Raw genomic sequence first — 15,907 nt, forward strand, 5'->3', positions numbered from 1 at the left:
GAGCAAATGAAATGAATCAAAAATATGAACATTATTATGTACCTGATCAAAGCCCATGGCCAATAGTTGGCGCAGTGGCGCTATTTTTTATTGCGGTAGGGGCAGCCTTAACAGTTATGGATATGGGTAAAGAGGGAGGCAGCGGTATTTACATACTGTATGTGGGTATTGCCGTATTGCTTTATATGCTGTTTAGCTGGTTTAAAAATGTGATTGAAGAGTCGCATCAAGGTTTATATTCTGCCCAAATGGATCGCTCATTCAGGCAAGGTATGAGCTGGTTTATTTTTTCAGAAGTTATGTTTTTTATGGCCTTTTTTGGCGCCCTTTTTTATGCTCGCATGTTCTCTGTACCTTGGCTTGGAGGCGCTGATAACAACGCCATGACTAACGAAGTGTTATGGCCTACTTTTGAGGCTGTGTGGCCGTTGTTAAATACTCCAGGGGGCACCACTACGCAAGCAATGGGCTGGCAAGGGTTACCACTTATAAATACCCTTATTTTATTAGCCTCGTCAGTGACTCTGCATTTTGCTCATGTGGCGATGGAAAATAACAAGCGCACGCCACTTAAGGTGTTTTTAGGCGTAACTATTTTACTGGGAGTATGTTTTTTAGGACTCCAAGTAGAAGAATATATTTACGCTTATAACGACCTTAATTTAACCCTTGATGCAGGAATTTACGGAAATACCTTCTTTTTGTTAACCGGCTTTCACGGTATGCATGTCACCTTAGGTACCATTATTTTATTAATCGTTTTCCTACGGATTTTAAAAGGCCACTTTACAAAAAATAAGCACTTTGCCTTTCAAGCTGCGGCCTGGTACTGGCATTTTGTTGATGTTGTTTGGCTATGTTTGTTTGTATTTGTATATGTGCTGTAGTGGGAAAAGGTGATTGATTTGCCGTAATTAAACCGAGCTTTAGTGCGGCAATTACCATCACTAACACTACAACAGAAAATAACACTCGACGCCCTAAAAAGTGAGACATGGGGCGTCCATTGGTTTTTCCCGACACCATAATTAATAAAGCACGAAATAAATTAAACAATATAAATAATAACAGTAGAACAATAATAATTTTAATAATCACTGGATTTACCCTTATGCAGTTAGTTGTATTTAACAAACAAAAGCTTAGCTCAATAATCACAGTTTGCCTGGTTGTTATTGTGGTATTAGTTTGTGTGCGTTTAGGGTTTTGGCAATTACAGCGCGCAGATCAAAAGCAACAGCAGCTTAATGCCATTGAAAATATACAACAGCAAGGGGTTATGAGCTGGGCACAGTTGCAACAACTGCCAAAAGAGTGGAATAAAACCGGGGTATTAGTTTCGTTGAGTGGTTATTTTGATATCAATAATTATTGGCTGCTCGATAACCAAATTTATAATGGTCAGGTTGGTTACGACTTACTGGCATTATTAAAATTACCTGATGATTCGCGCTTTTTATTAGTTAATTTAGGCTGGGTAAAAGCAGGCAGTTCAAGAGAAATCCTACCAAACGTGACAATACCTAGTGGTAAATTTTCGTTAACGGCACAAATTAAAGAAGATAACTTAAGTGGCTTTACCTTAGCTAATAGTAATACTCAATCAGATTTAGCTAAACGAATTCAAATCATTGATCTGCAAGCTCTCAGTAGCCAATCCCAGCGACCTTTAGTGGATTATATGGCCTATCGCCAAGGCGGTGAAGATAAGATTGCTGCCCCCCATTATGAAGCTGTTGTGATGAGTCCAGAAAAGCATTATGCCTACTCAGTACAGTGGTTTCTAATTGCAATTGCCTGTGTGGTAGTTGCTATTTTTGCAAGCAAGAAGAGGATAGATAATGAAAAATAAACCCCTGTTGCTCTTTGTAGTATGTTGCGCTATCCCATTAGTGCTGGCTTACAGCGCGTTAAAACTTGATTGGCTACCTACAGCAATTACTAATCATGGAGAATTTTTAGAGCGTGAAATTAAGCTAGAGAATTGGCAGCAGCATAATCCAAAACAATGGACCATTGCTTTAAATTATTCAGCACAATGCAAAGAGCCTTGCTCTGAGCAGCTCGCCGCTTTAGATAATTTATATGTTGCCCTTGGTAAAAACCAACACAAAGTAGATATGGCAATAATTGGTGAACCGGAAGCAGCGAAGCCGCATTGGCATATGATTGCTGCACAACAGCAGTTAAAACCCGCGAGTTTGTATTTAATAGACCATATGGGACTGATTGTGCTGGAATATCCATTTAACCCTCAACCACAAGAAAACCGTTTGATACAAAAGGGATTATTGAAAGATCTAAAAAAATTACTTAATTACTCTCGCTCAAGCTAAGTAGAGGCTGCTATGTATAAAAACTATAAAAATTTGGTATTAGCAACGAGTTTATTCGCATTAATTGTGGTGGCTTTAGGCGCGTATACGCGGTTAAGTGACGCAGGGCTTGGTTGCCCCGATTGGCCTGGTTGTTATGGCTTTTTAACCGTACCAAAACATGAGGCCGAGATTGCGCAAGCGATTCAGAGCTACCCCGACATGATATTTGAAACAGCAAAAGCATGGAAAGAAATGATTCATCGCTATTTTGCTGGCACACTCGGAGTATTAATTTTAGTGTTGTTTATTTTGGCTTTTGTAAAACGCCAGTATCCAACTACGCCTGTAAAATTACCAATGCTACTGCTTTTACTTGTTATTTTTCAGGCAGCGCTTGGTATGTGGACGGTGACTATGAACCTGCAGCCGCTAATTGTGATGGGGCATTTACTCGGAGGGTTTAGCATTTTGGCGTTATTAACGCTGTTGTACTTACGGCTGACCAGTCAGCCTATTTCGGGGGGGGACGCAGGTGCAAAACCCCACTTTAAACTAAGCTTGGTGGCGCTCACGGTACTTATTTTACAAATCGCTCTAGGTGGCTGGTTAGCGGCTAATTATGCCGCGCCACATTGTAATGGTTTGCCGCTATGTAGTTACGCTCAGCCGTTTTCGCTCAGTAGTGTCTTTCAGTTACCGTTAGAGCATAGCAATTATGAGTTTGGCGTATTGTCACAACAAGCGCGTATGTCTATCCACTTATTGCATCGTATATGGGCATTGGTTACTTGTATTGTATTGGCACTCGTCATGTGGCGAATATACAGCCATGCTTATTCACAAAAAATTAAAAGCTGCACAGTGACGGTATTAGTGGCGTTATTTTGTCAGATTGCTTTGGGGTTAGCGGTGGTGCATTTCCATTTTCCGTTAGGCGTAGCGCTGGCGCATAACTTAATGGCTGCCATACTGTTATTAACTATGGTTAGGTTATGTTATTACCTAAAAGTCCGTACTTAAAGGGGAATCGTTATGGCACTTACAATTAATAAAAAAGCAATGCAGCCCGTTTATAGCACATCGTTATTAACTAAAAGCTATCACTTAATTCAAGATTATTTGGCAATCAGTAAATTTAAAGTAGTAGCTATGCTGGTGTTAACGGCATGGGTGGGCTTAGCACTCGCCCCTGACGTTGGAAGAGGTATTGGGGTTCAATTCATAAGTTTATTAGGGATAGGCTTACTCTCTGCGGCAGCTGCTGTTATCAACCATGTGGTTGATAGCGAAATTGATAGTAAAATGGCACGTACACGCCACCGCCCAGTCGCCAAAGGACGCTTAAGTAAATTACATGCACTTAGTTTTGCAACTGTGATTGGTGTGGCAGGATTTATTATGTTGATGTTGTGGGCAAATACACTCACCGCCATACTCACTTTATTTGCACTTGTTGGTTATGCGTTTATTTATACGTCGTTTTTAAAACGTGCTACGCCACAAAATATAGTGATTGGTGGTTTGGCAGGCGCCATGCCACCTTTACTTGGTTGGGTGTCTGAAACCAATCAAATGGCCGCTGCTCCTTGGTTGTTGGTGATGATCATATTTACATGGACTCCTCCGCATTTTTGGGCGTTAGCCATTGCGCGTAAAAGTGATTACGAACGCGCTAAAATCCCCATGTTACCAGTGACCCATGGAATCGACTTTTGTAAAACCTGTGTGCTCGCGTACTCAGTACTATTAGCCATAGTGTGCGTACTCCCTTATTTGATAGGTATGTCGGGGCTTATTTATTTAAGCGGGGCATGTATCCTCAATGTGGTATTTATATACAAAGCAATTAACTTAAAATTTGCCGCCAAAGAGGACACCGCGATGGATTTATTTCGTTTTTCGATTATTCATTTAATGATACTCTTTGTTATCTTATTTATAGATAAATGGTTAGTTATATGAAGCAGTTATGGTATGGGTTAATTGTTTTTTCGGTGCTTTTTTTATCGGCATGTGGTGATAAAAAAAATTTACAAGATCTTGATGCATTAGTGTACGAAACTGCAAAACCGTTATCTGATTTCTCGTTGAATGATCAACAGGGGGAGTTAGTGACAAAGCAGCAGTTTTTAGGTCAATGGAACTTAGTGTTTTTAGGCTACACAAGCTGCCCTGATATTTGTCCAATGACGCTTGCTAAGCTTAACAATGTCTATAAAAACTTACAGGCTGATTATCCACTGCAGGTGTGGTTTATATCTGTCGATCCTAAACGAGATATTGCTCAAAAACGTAAAGAGTACATAGATTATTTTAACCCTGCCTTTTTAGCTGTATCTGGGGAGCATAAAGACTTGTTTCCATTTGTACGAGAACTTGGATTAATTTACGCAATTAGTGATAGTGATGAGTCTGACTATGCGGTGGATCATAGTGCATCGGTTGCACTTGTTGACGGCAGTGGTGCATTAAGAGCTATTTTTAAGCCTGAATTTAAACAAGGTGATGTGCCTTTGGTTAATACTACAAAATTAACAGCGGAATTTATTGAAATAGCAGATTTCTACAAAAACTAGTTTTTAATGGTTTAACGATTTCAAAGGGGCTTTGTGCCCCTTTTTACGTTTTTTAACAGCTAATCTTAATTAATTAGTTATTTTTTAGTGGTTTTTATGGCGTTTTCTTTATCTCGGTCTAAGCTTTTGTTATGGATTGAGTTGATAAGGAAAAGCTTAAAAATGCTTAAACTACCAAACGAACTTTCAATTGTTCAAGTTGACGTTTTACATCAAGATTTATTAGGCGAACTTAATAACAGCCGAGATATTTGTCTGGATATTAGCGATGTTATGTCTGCTGATACCGCCTCGGTTCAACTTCTTTGCTCCCTACAAAAACACCTTCTTACTATTAATCAAAAAATTGCTTGGGTTGGCAGCAGTGACGCATTAACAAATGCCATTGAACAACTCGGTTTAAGTGAATATTTAGCATCAGAAAGTACTAACTAGAGGTTTATATGAAAAGAATTTTAGCTGTCGATGATTCTGCATCAATGCGTCAAATGGTGAGTTTTACATTAAAAACAGCAGGATTTGATGTTACCGAAGCCAAAGATGGCAGTGAGGCATTAGCCATTGCCAAGCAACAAGGTTTTGATGCAGTTATTTCTGATGTAAACATGCCGATTATGGATGGGATCACGCTTATTAGAGAACTAAGAGGGTTACCAGATTACAAATTTACACCGTTGCTTATGTTAACTACAGAGTCGGGGATGGATAAAAAAGTAGAAGGCAAAGCTGCAGGGGCAACAGGGTGGATTGTAAAACCTTTCAATCCAGAACAACTATTGGCCGTGCTAAAAAAAGTAATCCGTTAACCTAGGAGTGCACTGTGAGTATTGATTTAAGCCAGTTTTTTGAAGTGTTCTTTGAAGAGAGTTTTGAAGGCCTCGATATTATGGAGACTGAATTACTCAACTTAGTGCCGGGCGAAGAAGACTTAGAAACTATTAATACTATTTTTAGAGCTGCTCATTCAATAAAAGGGGGCAGTGCTACTTTTGGATTTAATTCAATTGCAAACTTTACCCATGTATTAGAAACATTACTGGATCAAATTCGTGAAGGTGAGCGCAATATAAGTAGCGAGCACATTAATTTATTACTTAAATCAGTAGATTGCTTAAGAGCTTTGCTAAGCTCACTAAAGGTACAGGAAGAACCTGATTTAACCCAAGCAGACACTTTGCGAGAACAGTTTGAAAGCTTACTAGGTATGCCAGCAAGTGAAGTTCAAGGTGATGAAACACACCTTGAGCAGGTTATCGTTAATACTTACCAGATTGATTTTAAGCCACATTTTCATCTATTTAAAACCGGTAACGAACCTTTGTTTATGATCAGCGAATTAGCTGAGCTTGGTGAGTTAGAAGTACAAGTATTCACCGATGCGATACCTGACATTAAAGAATTAACCACTGATGAGTGCTTTTTATATTGGCGATTTTTCTTAAATACTGAACGTGATGACCAAGCCATTAAAGAGATTTTTGAATGGGTTGAAGATGATGCAGATATTAAAGTCGAGTTGTGTGGCGGCTTATTTAATGATGCTAAAGCCGAGTCAGAGGAAGTAATTAACGAACCGGCTATTGTGGAGGAAGCTCCCAAAACTGCTGAGCAACCCAAAGCGAGTAAAGCAAAGGCACCTGCCAATACGCCCAGCGCTAAAGCTGCGCCTGAATCTACTTCTATTCGGGTTGGTATCGATAAGGTTGATTCATTAATTAATATGGTGGGCGAGTTGGTCATTACCCAAGCAATGTTAAATCAGCTTAGCGAACAGGAAATGACAGCCACCACGGTAACGTCTCTTCAAGAGGGATTGGCGCAATTAGCGCATAACACTCGAGATTTACAAGAAAACGTGATGCGTATTCGTATGCTGCCAATTAATTTTGTGTTTAGCCGCTTTCCGCGTTTGGTGCGTGATATTGCTCAAAAGCTTAATAAAGAGGTGGAGTTAAAACTGATTGGAGAGCAAACCGAGCTAGATAAAACCGTGATGGAAAAAATATCTGATCCTATGGTGCATTTAGTAAGAAACTCTTTGGATCATGGTATTGAAACTGTAGAAAAGCGTATTGCAGCAGGTAAAGATCCTGTGGGCAAGGTTACGTTAAATGCTTTTCATCAGGGAGGTAATATCGTCATAGAAATAATGGACGATGGCCAAGGCCTTAACACCCAAAAGATTAAAGAAAAAGCAATTGCCAACGAGCTAATTACGGGCGATAGCGAGTTAACAGATGATGAGATTAACGAACTCATATTTATGCCAGGGTTTTCTACCGCTGATGAGGTAAGTGACTTATCTGGACGGGGTGTAGGTATGGACGTGGTTAAACGTAATATTCAATCATTAAATGGGTCAGTAGAGGTCACTTCTGCACAAGGTATTGGTTCTACTTTTACTATTCGGCTGCCGCTCACCTTGGCTATTTTAGATGGGCAATTGGTTAAAGTGGCCAAGCATACTTACATCATCCCATTAATCTCAATTGTAGAGTCATTACAAATTGATATCTCCAAAGTCAGTCGAGTTGGTAAAGACTTAGACGTACTTAGGTTACGTGATGAATACATTCCTATTCTGCGTTTATACGATATTTTTAATCATCAAAATGCGATTGAATCGCTAGACAAAACCCTGTTGGTTGTAGTGGAAAACGACAACCAAAAAGTAGGGCTGCTAGTTGATGATTTACTGTCGCAACAGCAGGTGGTTATAAAAAGTTTAGAAGCTAATTACCATAAAGTGGATGGGGTGTCGGGGGCAACCATTTTAGGCGATGGGCGGGTCTCGTTAATTTTAGATATTAGCGGTTTAATTAAGCTTTCTGGGTTAAAAAAACCTGGTAGCCAAGCATTAAGTATTGAGCCATCGGCGACTCTGGAGGATTCATGTTCTCTGAATCAATAGCATTAAATAGCAATATTGAACTACAGCGCAAAGAAGGCGTTAAGCAGTTTCTTACCTTTATTATGGCTGAAGAAGAATACGGAGTAGACATATTAACGGTGCAAGAAATTCGCAGCTGGGAAGACATAACCGCACTGCCAAATGCCCCGGAGTACGTAAAAGGCGTTATTAATTTGCGTGGCACTATAGTCCCTATTATTGATTTGCGGTTACGTTTTGGTTTACCCACCATTGAGTATGGACCGTTAACAGTAGTGATTATTGTAAAAGTAGAGTTTGAACAAGAAAGTAAAGTAATGGGTATTACGGTAGATGCGGTGGCGGATGTTTATAGTATTGCTGAGCAAGATGCTAAAGCCGTACCGAGTTTAACCCAAACCAATGAAAGTGAATATGTCGCAGGGTTAGTTAACGTGGGCGAAAAAATGATCGCCCTGATTGACTTGCCTGCAACCATGGATATTTAGCGGTAACAGTAACTAAATAAAGTAAATAACTTAAAGGTGGTGATAAGCATGGGATGGTTTAGTAATTCAAAACAGTCTGAATCAAGCAATGATTTGATCATAAATGCATTGCATAAATCATTAGCAATAATTGAGTTTGAACCTAGCGGAAAAATTATCACTGCGAATGCAAATTTTCTTCGCGTAATGGACTACTCACTTGCTGAGGTTCAAGGTCAGCACCATTCTTTATTTGTTAGCCCTAGCGAAGCGCAAAGTAATGAATACCGTCAATTTTGGCAGCGACTGAGCGCGGGTGAGTTTATTTCAGATGAATTTAAGCGGTTTGGCAAAAATGCTAAAGAAGTGTGGATACAAGCCACCTATAACCCTGTTTTAGATTCACAGGGTCAAGTGATTAAAGTGATTAAATTTGCCACTGAGATCACATTGCAAAAATTAAAGGCGGCAGAAGCTGCTGGACAAGTTGCGGCAATAAATAAATCGCAAGCGGTAATCGAGTTTGACTTAGATGGCACAGTGCTAAATGCCAACGATAACTTTTTAGCCACATTTGGCTACCACCTTAATGAAATACAAGGTAAACATCATCGTTTATTTGTTGCATCTGAATATGCAAATAGTGCAGATTATCAAGCTTTTTGGGCCAAACTGGGACGGGGTGAATACGACCGAGGTGAGTACTTGCGCTTTGATAAACAAGGCCGTGAAATTTGGATTAATGCTTCTTATAACCCCATTTATGATATGGACGGAAGATTAATAAAAATCATTAAATATGCAACTGATATTAGCGAACAAAAAGAACTTGAAAGAGCCTCTAAAAAAACAGCTGACTTAGCCAACGCCTTAAAAGTATGCCAAGCAAATGTGATGATGGCTGATAATGACTTAAACATCATCTTTGCCAATGACCGTGTTAAGCAAATGCTAAAAGCACGGGAAAGGGATTTGCAATCGGTACTACCCAACTTTGCTGTAAGTGACTTAATTGGCACATGTGTTGATGATTTTCATCAACACCCTGCGCATCAGCGCGAGCTGTTAAAAAAATTAGATGCGCCCCATAAAGCGACACTCAAATTAGCTGGTCTTATTTTTAATTTAATTGCTTCGCCATGGTTTAACGAAGAAGGAGAGCGTTTAGGAACGATTGTTGAGTGGCAAGATATTACTGATGAAGTATTTAAGGCCGATGAAGAGCGTGCCAGAGCAGAAGAAAACCTACGTGTTCGTCGCGCGTTAGACACTGTAGCAACAAACACTATGATTGCAGATGCATCGAATGTGATTGTGTATATGAATGACGCGGTGAAAAATATGATGAGTATTGCACAAAATGATATACGCATTGATTTACCTAACTTTGACAGCAAAAATTTGATTAATCAAAATATTGATATTTTTCATAAAAACCCAGCCCATCAGCAAAATATGTTAGCAAAGCTAACGAACACTTACAGTACTGAAATTAAAGTGGGCGGCAGAACTTTTGGTTTAGTTGCTAACCCAATTATAACCCCAGACGATGAGCGAATTGGGACTGTAGTTGAATGGGAAGACAGAACGGCAGAGGTGGCAATAGAAAAAGAGATTGCTCAGTTGGTCAGCGCCGCAAGTAAAGGGGAATTAAATAGCCGAGTGGTTGAGCAAGGAAAAGATGGCTTCTTCCTGCGTTTAGCTCAGGGTCTTAATAGTTTAGTTAAAGTGGTTGATGACGCCGTAGCAGATACTGGAACTATGCTTGATGCAATGGCCAATGGGGATTTATCAAAACGGATTGAAAAACAGTATTACGGCTCGTTTGATAAACTTAAAAAAGATGCAAATGCGACGGCAGACAAGCTAACCGAGGTCATTAATCGCATTAATACATCGGCTACACTGGTGGCCAGTGGGGCTGAAGAAATTTCACAAGGCAATGCCGATTTAAGCCAGCGTACAGAAGAGCAGGCGTCATCATTAGAAGAAACAGCTTCTAGTATGGAAGAGATGACCAGTACGGTTCGTCAAAATGCTGATAATGCCAAGGTGGCTAATGACTTAGCTGAAGAAACCTGTGATAAAGCAATTCAAGGTGGCGAGGTTGTTAATAAGGCCGTAACCAGTATGTCGGCGATTAATGAATCGAGTAAAAAAATTGCTGACATTATTGGTGTAATAGACGAAATCGCGTTCCAAACAAACCTACTAGCACTTAATGCTGCTGTAGAAGCAGCTAGAGCGGGTGAGCAAGGACGAGGCTTTGCGGTTGTTGCAGGTGAAGTGCGTAACTTAGCTCAGCGCTCAGCTGGTGCCGCTAAAGAAATTAAAGAGTTAATTAGAGATAGTGTTGGCAAAGTTGCTGATGGAAGTGCACTTGTGAATGAGTCAGGTGTCACTTTACAAGAGATTGTAGTGTCGGTGAAACGCGTAACACAAATGATAGCTGATATAACTCAGGCCTCGGAAGAGCAAAGCGCCGGGATTGAGCAAGTAAATAAAGCCGTATCGCAAATGGATGAAATGACTCAACAAAATGCTGCATTAGTTGAAGAGGCATCGGCTGCAGGTGAGTCTATGGCAGAGCAGGCTAATGAAATGCGCCGCTTACTGCATTTCTTCTCACTAGGGCAGCAAGATATGGCGGTTGTATCGCCTACCATCCGGACTCCTGAAATAACGCATAAGCAACAAAATAGCTTCGTTAATAATAAAAGCAAAGGTGAAAACTTTGTAGACTCAGCTGAAGAGTGGGAGGAGTTTTAACTCTACTTTAGATAGATTCACACAATGAAGTAAGTGTGAATCTATTTTTATATTTATTTGAGAGCACATAATGAAAGAGTTTTTATTAACGGATAGCGATTTTAAGGAAGTGGCTCATTTAGTGTATAACGCCTGTGGTATTGTGCTTGGAGAGCATAAGCGAGAAATGGTTTACTCACGATTAGCAAGGCGAATTCGTGAGCGTAAATTAACAAACTTTTCTAGTTACCTAGATTACTTAAAAAATCATAAGGATCAGGAGTTTGATGCATTTATTAATGCCATTACCACCAACTTAACCTCTTTTTTTCGTGAAATTCATCACTTTGAGTTTATAAAAGAGCAGTTCATTCCTTCGGTGTTAAAGGCAAATAAACATAATAAACGCGTGCGTATTTGGTCTGCAGGCTGCTCTACCGGTGAAGAACCCTATAGTTTAGCAATGACGTTACAAGGGGCTTTTCCAAGTGATTGGGATGTGAAAATTTTAGCTACTGATCTTGATTCTAATGTACTGGCTAAAGCGCAGAGCGGTATTTATACCGCGGCAAATGTGAATGGCCTTGATGATGCCTTGCTCAAGCGCTGGTTTTTAACTAGCAAAGACGGGCAAAGTTATAAGGTTAAACCTAAACTACAACAGTGTATTTCATTTAAGCGTTTAAACTTACTCCAAGATTGGCCGATGAAGGGCCCATTTGATTTGATCTTGTGCAGAAATGTAGTGATTTACTTTGACAAAGAGACAAAAGATCAGCTTTTTAACCGTTATGCCGATATTTTAAATAACCAAGGTTATTTATTTTTAGGGCATTCAGAAACCATGGGAAAAGAGCATGTCTTATTTAAAAACTTAGGGAAAACCATGTATCAAAAAGTAGCCCATGCAAACACAATTTAAGCCGGTATTAGCGGGATTTGAGCATATTAAGCGCTATTGGGATGCCACGCGAGATCAAGTAGTTGCTAAGGTATTGCCAGGTGAATTTTATGTTTCTAAGAACGATGAGCTGATCACCACCGTGCTAGGATCATGCATTGCGGCTTGTGTTTACGACGACAAGCTTGGCATAGGAGGTATTAACCACTTTATGCTACCTATTCAAAAGGGTGAGCGAATTGACCAAGCACATAGTTTAAGTTGTCGTTATGGTAACTGGGCCATGGAATATTTAATTAATGAAGTGCTTAAAAATGGCGCTTCTCGGGCAAACTTAAAAGTAAAATTGTTTGGGGGAGGCAAAATAATTAGCGCAATGACAGATATTGGTATTGGCAATATCAGTTTTGCCAATGCGTATGTTGCAGAAGAGGCACTAAACCTAGTGGCGCATGATATGGGTGGCCCCTGGCCGCGCAAAATATTTTTTAATCCCCATAATGGAAAAGTACAGGTTAAAAAGCTAAGAAACTTACACAATAACACCATTGAAAAACGTGAAGTGCGTTACTTACATAATCTTGAACAGCAAACTCAAGCCACTGATATAGAACTTTTTTAAGGATGGCTATGATTAGAGTATTAATAATTGATGACTCGGCACTGATCAGGCAATTACTGACAGAGATACTGCAACAGGCAAAAGACATTGTGGTAGTGGGTTGTGCACAAGACCCATACGAAGCCAGAGAAATGATTAAAAAACACAATCCGGACGTGTTAACACTAGATGTTGAAATGCCAAAAATGGACGGTATTAGTTTTTTAAAAAACTTAATGCGCTTACGCCCCATGCCAGTAGTGATGATTTCCACTCTGACTCAAAAAGGTTCCCCTATCACCCTTGAAGCGCTTGAATTGGGGGCGGTTGATTTTATTGCAAAGCCAACGGTTAACGTTAAACAACAAATGAGTCAATATGCTGACACAGTGCAGCAAAAAGTCAGGGTGGCGGCTAGTGCTCGGGTTCGAGGCTACAAAAAAACCAGTGCTGTAGCAGAACCTATCCCCACCCATGCCGAATTTTTAGTAAATAAAGTGATTGCAATCGGTGCATCAACAGGGGGAACCGAGGCGATAAAAGAAGTGCTGATACGTATGCCCAAAAATTGCCCACCCATTGTAATAACGCAGCATATTCCTCCCGTATTTAGCACCTCATTTGCAGAGCGAATGCAGCGCACTTGTACTATTAACGTAAAAGAAGCACAGCAAGGCGATAAACTGGTAGCAGGTTGCGCTTATATAGCTCCGGGTGGCTTACATTTACGAATTAGTAAACAAGGTAGTGCTTTGTATTGTCAGCTTGATGATGGAGAGGCTGTTAATAGACATAAACCCGCAGTGGATGTTTTATTTAACTCATTACTTGAAATAGGTGCAAAGCATATTGTTGCCACACTATTGACCGGCATGGGAAGTGATGGTGCGAAAGGGTTACTCGCATTAAAGCAACAAGGTGCATACACGCTTGCGCAAGATGAGTTTTCGTCAGTGGTATGGGGCATGCCTAAAGCTGCTATTGATATGGGGGCGGCAAATGAAGTGGTACCGCTGGAGAAAATGACCCAGCGGTTATTAAATCAAGTAATAAAAAGTAAAACTTAGTTGATCACCCAAGGTTGTGAAAACCAATAATAACTGCCGGCTTGTTTTATTGATGGAGCCGTGCAGTTAAAGCGAGAGCGGCCTTTATTAAGCTGTTTTGGCGATGTTATCTCAACCGTACTATCGTCTAACCAATTTAAATTAGCTTGGCCAACGCTTGATACATAACAGGCAAATTGACTCTTATGAAAGTCATCTGTTTCAAGCTTTATAGTGAGTGTCGGTGGATTTTTTGAAGTGACACTATCTTCATAGGTTAGCTTATTAATGGTAAAGGCAGTTGAATTTATCTTGGTAATTAACGTCCCTAGTTTGCTATAAAAACCAGATGCGGGGAAGCGCGGTAAGCGGCTAAAGTTAGAGTGTTGATTAACGGCTCCTGAGTGCTGGCCAATACCAACAAAACCTAGCTCAGTAACGAGTGCTTGTAGTTGATTGTTAAACTCTCCGTATGGGTAAGCAACGTATTTATAGTCGTGACCTATTTCCTCTTTAATACGCTGTTGTGAACTAAGAATGTCTTTTTTTGTGCGTTCGCGCCATTGGCTTTGCGTTTCATTTTCAAGTTTTTTATGTAGGTAGTTATGCTCGGCACTATGATTAGCAATAACTGCTCCTTTTTTTGCAAGCTCCCTGAGCTTATCCCACCCCATCAAATAGCTCGCTTGCTCATCAATGAGTTTTGGGTTTACGAAAATAGTGTACGGGTAGCCAAATTCCTCAAGGATAGGGGCGGCTTGGTCGTAATTATTGTTGTAACCATCATCAAAGGTAATCGCGATTGTTTTGTCCTCTAAAGCCTTACCTTGTTGCAATGCACTGATCAGCTCATTTAATGGAATAACGTTAAAGTTATGCTCTTTTAAATAATTTAAGTGTTTAGTAAAGGTGTTGGCACTCACGCTGGTAACAGCGGGAAGGGTTTCACTGACGTGATGATACTGTAGAATAACAGCTGCTTGCGCGCGTATAGAACCACAAATCAGGAATAATAATACTAAATGAAACAATTTCTTATACATAATAAGGCACACCATAAAAGCTTGTTGTTGTTAGCCGGTCCGATGATATTATCAAATATTACCGTCCCGTTGTTAGGAATTGTTGATACGGCTGTGATTGGTCACTTGGGGAGCGCGCATTATTTAGCCGGTATTGCTTTGGGTTCAACTGTGATCTCTATTTTATTTTGGCTCGCTGGATTTTTAAGAATGAGCACCACTGGGCTGGTGGCGCAGGCTTATGGTCAAAATGATTTAACCCAACTCGTAGCCTTACTTAAGCGCAGTTTATTGTTAGCCACTTCGGTTGCCTTACTCCTTATTTTGCTATCACCCCTTATAAAACATGCCATCGCGTATTTATCAGCTGCCAATAGCGATGTGCTCAATGAAGCCTATCGGTATTTTAGTATTCGTATTTTTAGCGCCCCTGCAGCGCTATGCAACTTAGTTTTACTAGGCTGGATGTTAGGTGTTCATTATGGCCGAGGGCCATTTTATTTACTGTTAGTGACTAACATTACCAATATTGTGCTCGATATTTATTTTGTAGTGTACCTTGATTGGGCGGTTGCAGGGGCTGCGTGGGCATCACTTATCGCTGACTACATTGCACTTGTGTTTGCTTTATTGCTGGTGGCTCAACTTGCTAAAAAGCATGGTATGAGTTTGGCTGTAGCAAATTGGTTTAGTTTAGAAAAAATGGCAGGACTACTGAGCTTAAACCGCGATATTTTTATTCGTTCTTTAGTACTGCAAGTATGTTTTAGCTTTATGACCTTTTATGCTGCTCGCCTCGGTGAAACCACACTGGCCGCCAATGCTGTTTTACTCAACTTTTTAATGTTAGTTAGCTTTGCACTTGATGGAATAGCCTATGCAAGTGAGGCCAAAGTAGGTCAAGCTAAAGGTCAAAAAAGTGTTGAAAAGATAAGGCTTTGGGTAAAAATAAGTGTATTTTGGGGTATGTTATTTGGCGTTATGTATAGTGTGTTTTTTATAGTTTTTGGCAGCAGCATTATTAAGTTATTAACGAATGTACCAGAGGTTATTGACGAGGCCATTCACTATTTACCTTGGGTAATAGCATTGCCTATTTTAGCTATGAGCTGCTTTTTGTTCGATGGTATTTTTGTTGGTCTGACACGCGCTAAAGCGATGCGAAACAGTATGTTGCTTTCAGCGATTGTAGGCTTTTTCGGGGTGTTTTGGCTATTTCAGGACTGGCAAAACCATGGTTTATGGTTAGCCATGAGTTGTTTTATGCTTATGCGAGGCGTAACGCTTATTGTTAAATATCAACAATTAAAAGCTAATAATCAATTACTTAATTAAGCG

17 protein-coding genes are annotated in these 15,907 nt (G+C 40.1%); 15 read left to right on the forward strand and 2 right to left on the reverse strand.

Going from position 1 to position 15,907, the window contains the following annotated elements:
• Positions 1 to 11: 11 nt before the first annotated feature.
• Positions 12 to 887 carry a cytochrome c oxidase subunit 3 gene (locus tag AC27JR_RS12930; RefSeq protein WP_008465600.1) on the forward strand — a complete coding sequence of 292 codons (876 nt, stop codon included), beginning with the start codon at positions 12 to 14 and terminating at the stop codon, positions 885 to 887.
• On the opposite strand, the gene AC27JR_RS12935 is transcribed toward AC27JR_RS12930, so the two are convergent.
• Positions 787 to 1,158, reverse strand: coding sequence for a DUF2909 domain-containing protein (locus AC27JR_RS12935; RefSeq protein ID WP_487173832.1), 372 nt, complete (start codon positions 1,156 to 1,158; stop codon positions 787 to 789). The two genes, AC27JR_RS12930 and AC27JR_RS12935, sit on opposite strands and share 101 nt — an antisense overlap.
• Between AC27JR_RS12935 and AC27JR_RS12940 the strand changes: the two genes are divergently transcribed.
• From AC27JR_RS12940 to AC27JR_RS13000, 13 genes are all read left to right on the forward strand, one after another.
• Entirely contained in the window at positions 1,112 to 1,852 is a 741-nt protein-coding gene (locus tag AC27JR_RS12940) for an SURF1 family protein (RefSeq protein WP_487173833.1), read from the forward strand. The genes AC27JR_RS12935 and AC27JR_RS12940 overlap by 47 nt on opposite strands.
• Positions 1,842 to 2,336, forward strand: a complete 495-nt coding sequence (locus AC27JR_RS12945; RefSeq protein WP_487173834.1) for a transmembrane cytochrome oxidase associated protein — start codon at positions 1,842 to 1,844, stop codon at positions 2,334 to 2,336. The genes AC27JR_RS12940 and AC27JR_RS12945 overlap by 11 nt, the downstream gene beginning before the upstream one ends.
• Before the next feature lie 12 nt (positions 2,337 to 2,348).
• A complete protein-coding gene (locus AC27JR_RS12950; protein WP_487173835.1) occupies positions 2,349 to 3,338 on the forward strand; it encodes a COX15/CtaA family protein in 990 nt (329 codons plus the stop codon).
• 12 nt (positions 3,339 to 3,350) lie between these two features.
• Complete coding sequence (gene cyoE / locus AC27JR_RS12955; protein WP_487173836.1) at positions 3,351 to 4,280, forward strand: heme o synthase; 930 nt, start codon at positions 3,351 to 3,353, stop codon at positions 4,278 to 4,280.
• Positions 4,277 to 4,894 carry an SCO family protein gene (locus AC27JR_RS12960; protein WP_487173837.1) on the forward strand — a complete coding sequence of 206 codons (618 nt, stop codon included), beginning with the start codon at positions 4,277 to 4,279 and terminating at the stop codon, positions 4,892 to 4,894. The genes cyoE and AC27JR_RS12960 overlap by 4 nt, the downstream gene beginning before the upstream one ends.
• 162 nt (positions 4,895 to 5,056) lie before the next feature.
• Complete coding sequence (locus AC27JR_RS12965; RefSeq protein WP_487173838.1) at positions 5,057 to 5,329, forward strand: STAS domain-containing protein; 273 nt, start codon at positions 5,057 to 5,059, stop codon at positions 5,327 to 5,329.
• A gap of 8 nt (positions 5,330 to 5,337) precedes the next feature.
• Positions 5,338 to 5,700 (forward strand): response regulator, encoded by a 363-nt coding sequence (locus AC27JR_RS12970; RefSeq protein ID WP_008465588.1) that lies wholly within the window; start codon positions 5,338 to 5,340, stop codon positions 5,698 to 5,700.
• A gap of 14 nt (positions 5,701 to 5,714) precedes the next feature.
• On the forward strand, positions 5,715 to 7,805 hold the full coding sequence (locus AC27JR_RS12975; RefSeq protein ID WP_487173839.1) for a chemotaxis protein CheA: 2,091 nt from the start codon (positions 5,715 to 5,717) through the stop codon (positions 7,803 to 7,805).
• Positions 7,787 to 8,272, forward strand: a complete 486-nt coding sequence (locus tag AC27JR_RS12980; protein WP_076919607.1) for a chemotaxis protein CheW — start codon at positions 7,787 to 7,789, stop codon at positions 8,270 to 8,272. Before AC27JR_RS12975 ends, AC27JR_RS12980 begins: the two co-directional genes overlap by 19 nt.
• A 48-nt stretch (positions 8,273 to 8,320) precedes the next feature.
• Positions 8,321 to 11,020 carry a methyl-accepting chemotaxis protein gene (locus tag AC27JR_RS12985; RefSeq protein WP_487173840.1) on the forward strand — a complete coding sequence of 900 codons (2,700 nt, stop codon included), beginning with the start codon at positions 8,321 to 8,323 and terminating at the stop codon, positions 11,018 to 11,020.
• 70 nt (positions 11,021 to 11,090) lie between these two features.
• Positions 11,091 to 11,921 carry a CheR family methyltransferase gene (locus AC27JR_RS12990; RefSeq protein ID WP_487173841.1) on the forward strand — a complete coding sequence of 277 codons (831 nt, stop codon included), beginning with the start codon at positions 11,091 to 11,093 and terminating at the stop codon, positions 11,919 to 11,921.
• Positions 11,905 to 12,522: a chemoreceptor glutamine deamidase CheD gene (gene cheD / locus AC27JR_RS12995; protein WP_487173842.1), complete on the forward strand. Its 618-nt coding sequence runs from the start codon at positions 11,905 to 11,907 to the stop codon at positions 12,520 to 12,522. Before AC27JR_RS12990 ends, cheD begins: the two co-directional genes overlap by 17 nt.
• Positions 12,523 to 12,530: 8 nt before the next feature.
• A complete protein-coding gene (locus AC27JR_RS13000; RefSeq protein ID WP_487173843.1) occupies positions 12,531 to 13,568 on the forward strand; it encodes a protein-glutamate methylesterase/protein-glutamine glutaminase in 1,038 nt (345 codons plus the stop codon).
• Here AC27JR_RS13000 and AC27JR_RS13005 read toward each other — a convergent pair.
• A complete protein-coding gene (locus AC27JR_RS13005) occupies positions 13,565 to 14,590 on the reverse strand; it encodes a polysaccharide deacetylase family protein (protein WP_076919611.1) in 1,026 nt (341 codons plus the stop codon). The two genes, AC27JR_RS13000 and AC27JR_RS13005, sit on opposite strands and share 4 nt — an antisense overlap.
• On the opposite strand from AC27JR_RS13005, the gene AC27JR_RS13010 reads away from it, so the two are divergent.
• Positions 14,570 to 15,904 (forward strand): MATE family efflux transporter, encoded by a 1,335-nt coding sequence (locus AC27JR_RS13010; RefSeq protein ID WP_487173844.1) that lies wholly within the window; start codon positions 14,570 to 14,572, stop codon positions 15,902 to 15,904. The genes AC27JR_RS13005 and AC27JR_RS13010 overlap by 21 nt on opposite strands.
• Positions 15,905 to 15,907 lie beyond the last annotated feature (3 nt).

Source organism: Pseudoalteromonas sp. NH0006-26 (assembly GCF_057552415.1).

Excerpts from the sequence above, each read along its gene's own strand:
- AC27JR_RS12930 (WP_008465600.1), top strand. The coding sequence starts at position 12 with ATGAATCAAAAATATGAACATTATTATGTACCTGATCAAAGCCCATGG.
- AC27JR_RS12940 (WP_487173833.1), top strand. The coding sequence starts at position 1,112 with ATGCAGTTAGTTGTATTTAACAAACAAAAGCTTAGCTCAATAATCACA.
- AC27JR_RS12945 (WP_487173834.1), top strand. The coding sequence starts at position 1,842 with ATGAAAAATAAACCCCTGTTGCTCTTTGTAGTATGTTGCGCTATCCCA.
- AC27JR_RS12950 (WP_487173835.1), top strand. The coding sequence starts at position 2,349 with ATGTATAAAAACTATAAAAATTTGGTATTAGCAACGAGTTTATTCGCA.
- cyoE (WP_487173836.1), top strand. The coding sequence starts at position 3,351 with ATGGCACTTACAATTAATAAAAAAGCAATGCAGCCCGTTTATAGCACA.
- AC27JR_RS12960 (WP_487173837.1), top strand. The coding sequence starts at position 4,277 with ATGAAGCAGTTATGGTATGGGTTAATTGTTTTTTCGGTGCTTTTTTTA.
- AC27JR_RS12965 (WP_487173838.1), top strand. The coding sequence starts at position 5,057 with ATGCTTAAACTACCAAACGAACTTTCAATTGTTCAAGTTGACGTTTTA.
- AC27JR_RS12970 (WP_008465588.1), top strand. The coding sequence starts at position 5,338 with ATGAAAAGAATTTTAGCTGTCGATGATTCTGCATCAATGCGTCAAATG.
- AC27JR_RS12980 (WP_076919607.1), top strand. The coding sequence starts at position 7,787 with ATGTTCTCTGAATCAATAGCATTAAATAGCAATATTGAACTACAGCGC.
- AC27JR_RS12985 (WP_487173840.1), top strand. The coding sequence starts at position 8,321 with ATGGGATGGTTTAGTAATTCAAAACAGTCTGAATCAAGCAATGATTTG.
- AC27JR_RS12990 (WP_487173841.1), top strand. The coding sequence starts at position 11,091 with ATGAAAGAGTTTTTATTAACGGATAGCGATTTTAAGGAAGTGGCTCAT.
- cheD (WP_487173842.1), top strand. The coding sequence starts at position 11,905 with ATGCAAACACAATTTAAGCCGGTATTAGCGGGATTTGAGCATATTAAG.
- AC27JR_RS13000 (WP_487173843.1), top strand. The coding sequence starts at position 12,531 with ATGATTAGAGTATTAATAATTGATGACTCGGCACTGATCAGGCAATTA.
- AC27JR_RS13010 (WP_487173844.1), top strand. The coding sequence starts at position 14,570 with ATGAAACAATTTCTTATACATAATAAGGCACACCATAAAAGCTTGTTG.
- AC27JR_RS13005 (WP_076919611.1), bottom strand. The coding sequence starts at position 14,590 with ATGTATAAGAAATTGTTTCATTTAGTATTATTATTCCTGATTTGTGGT.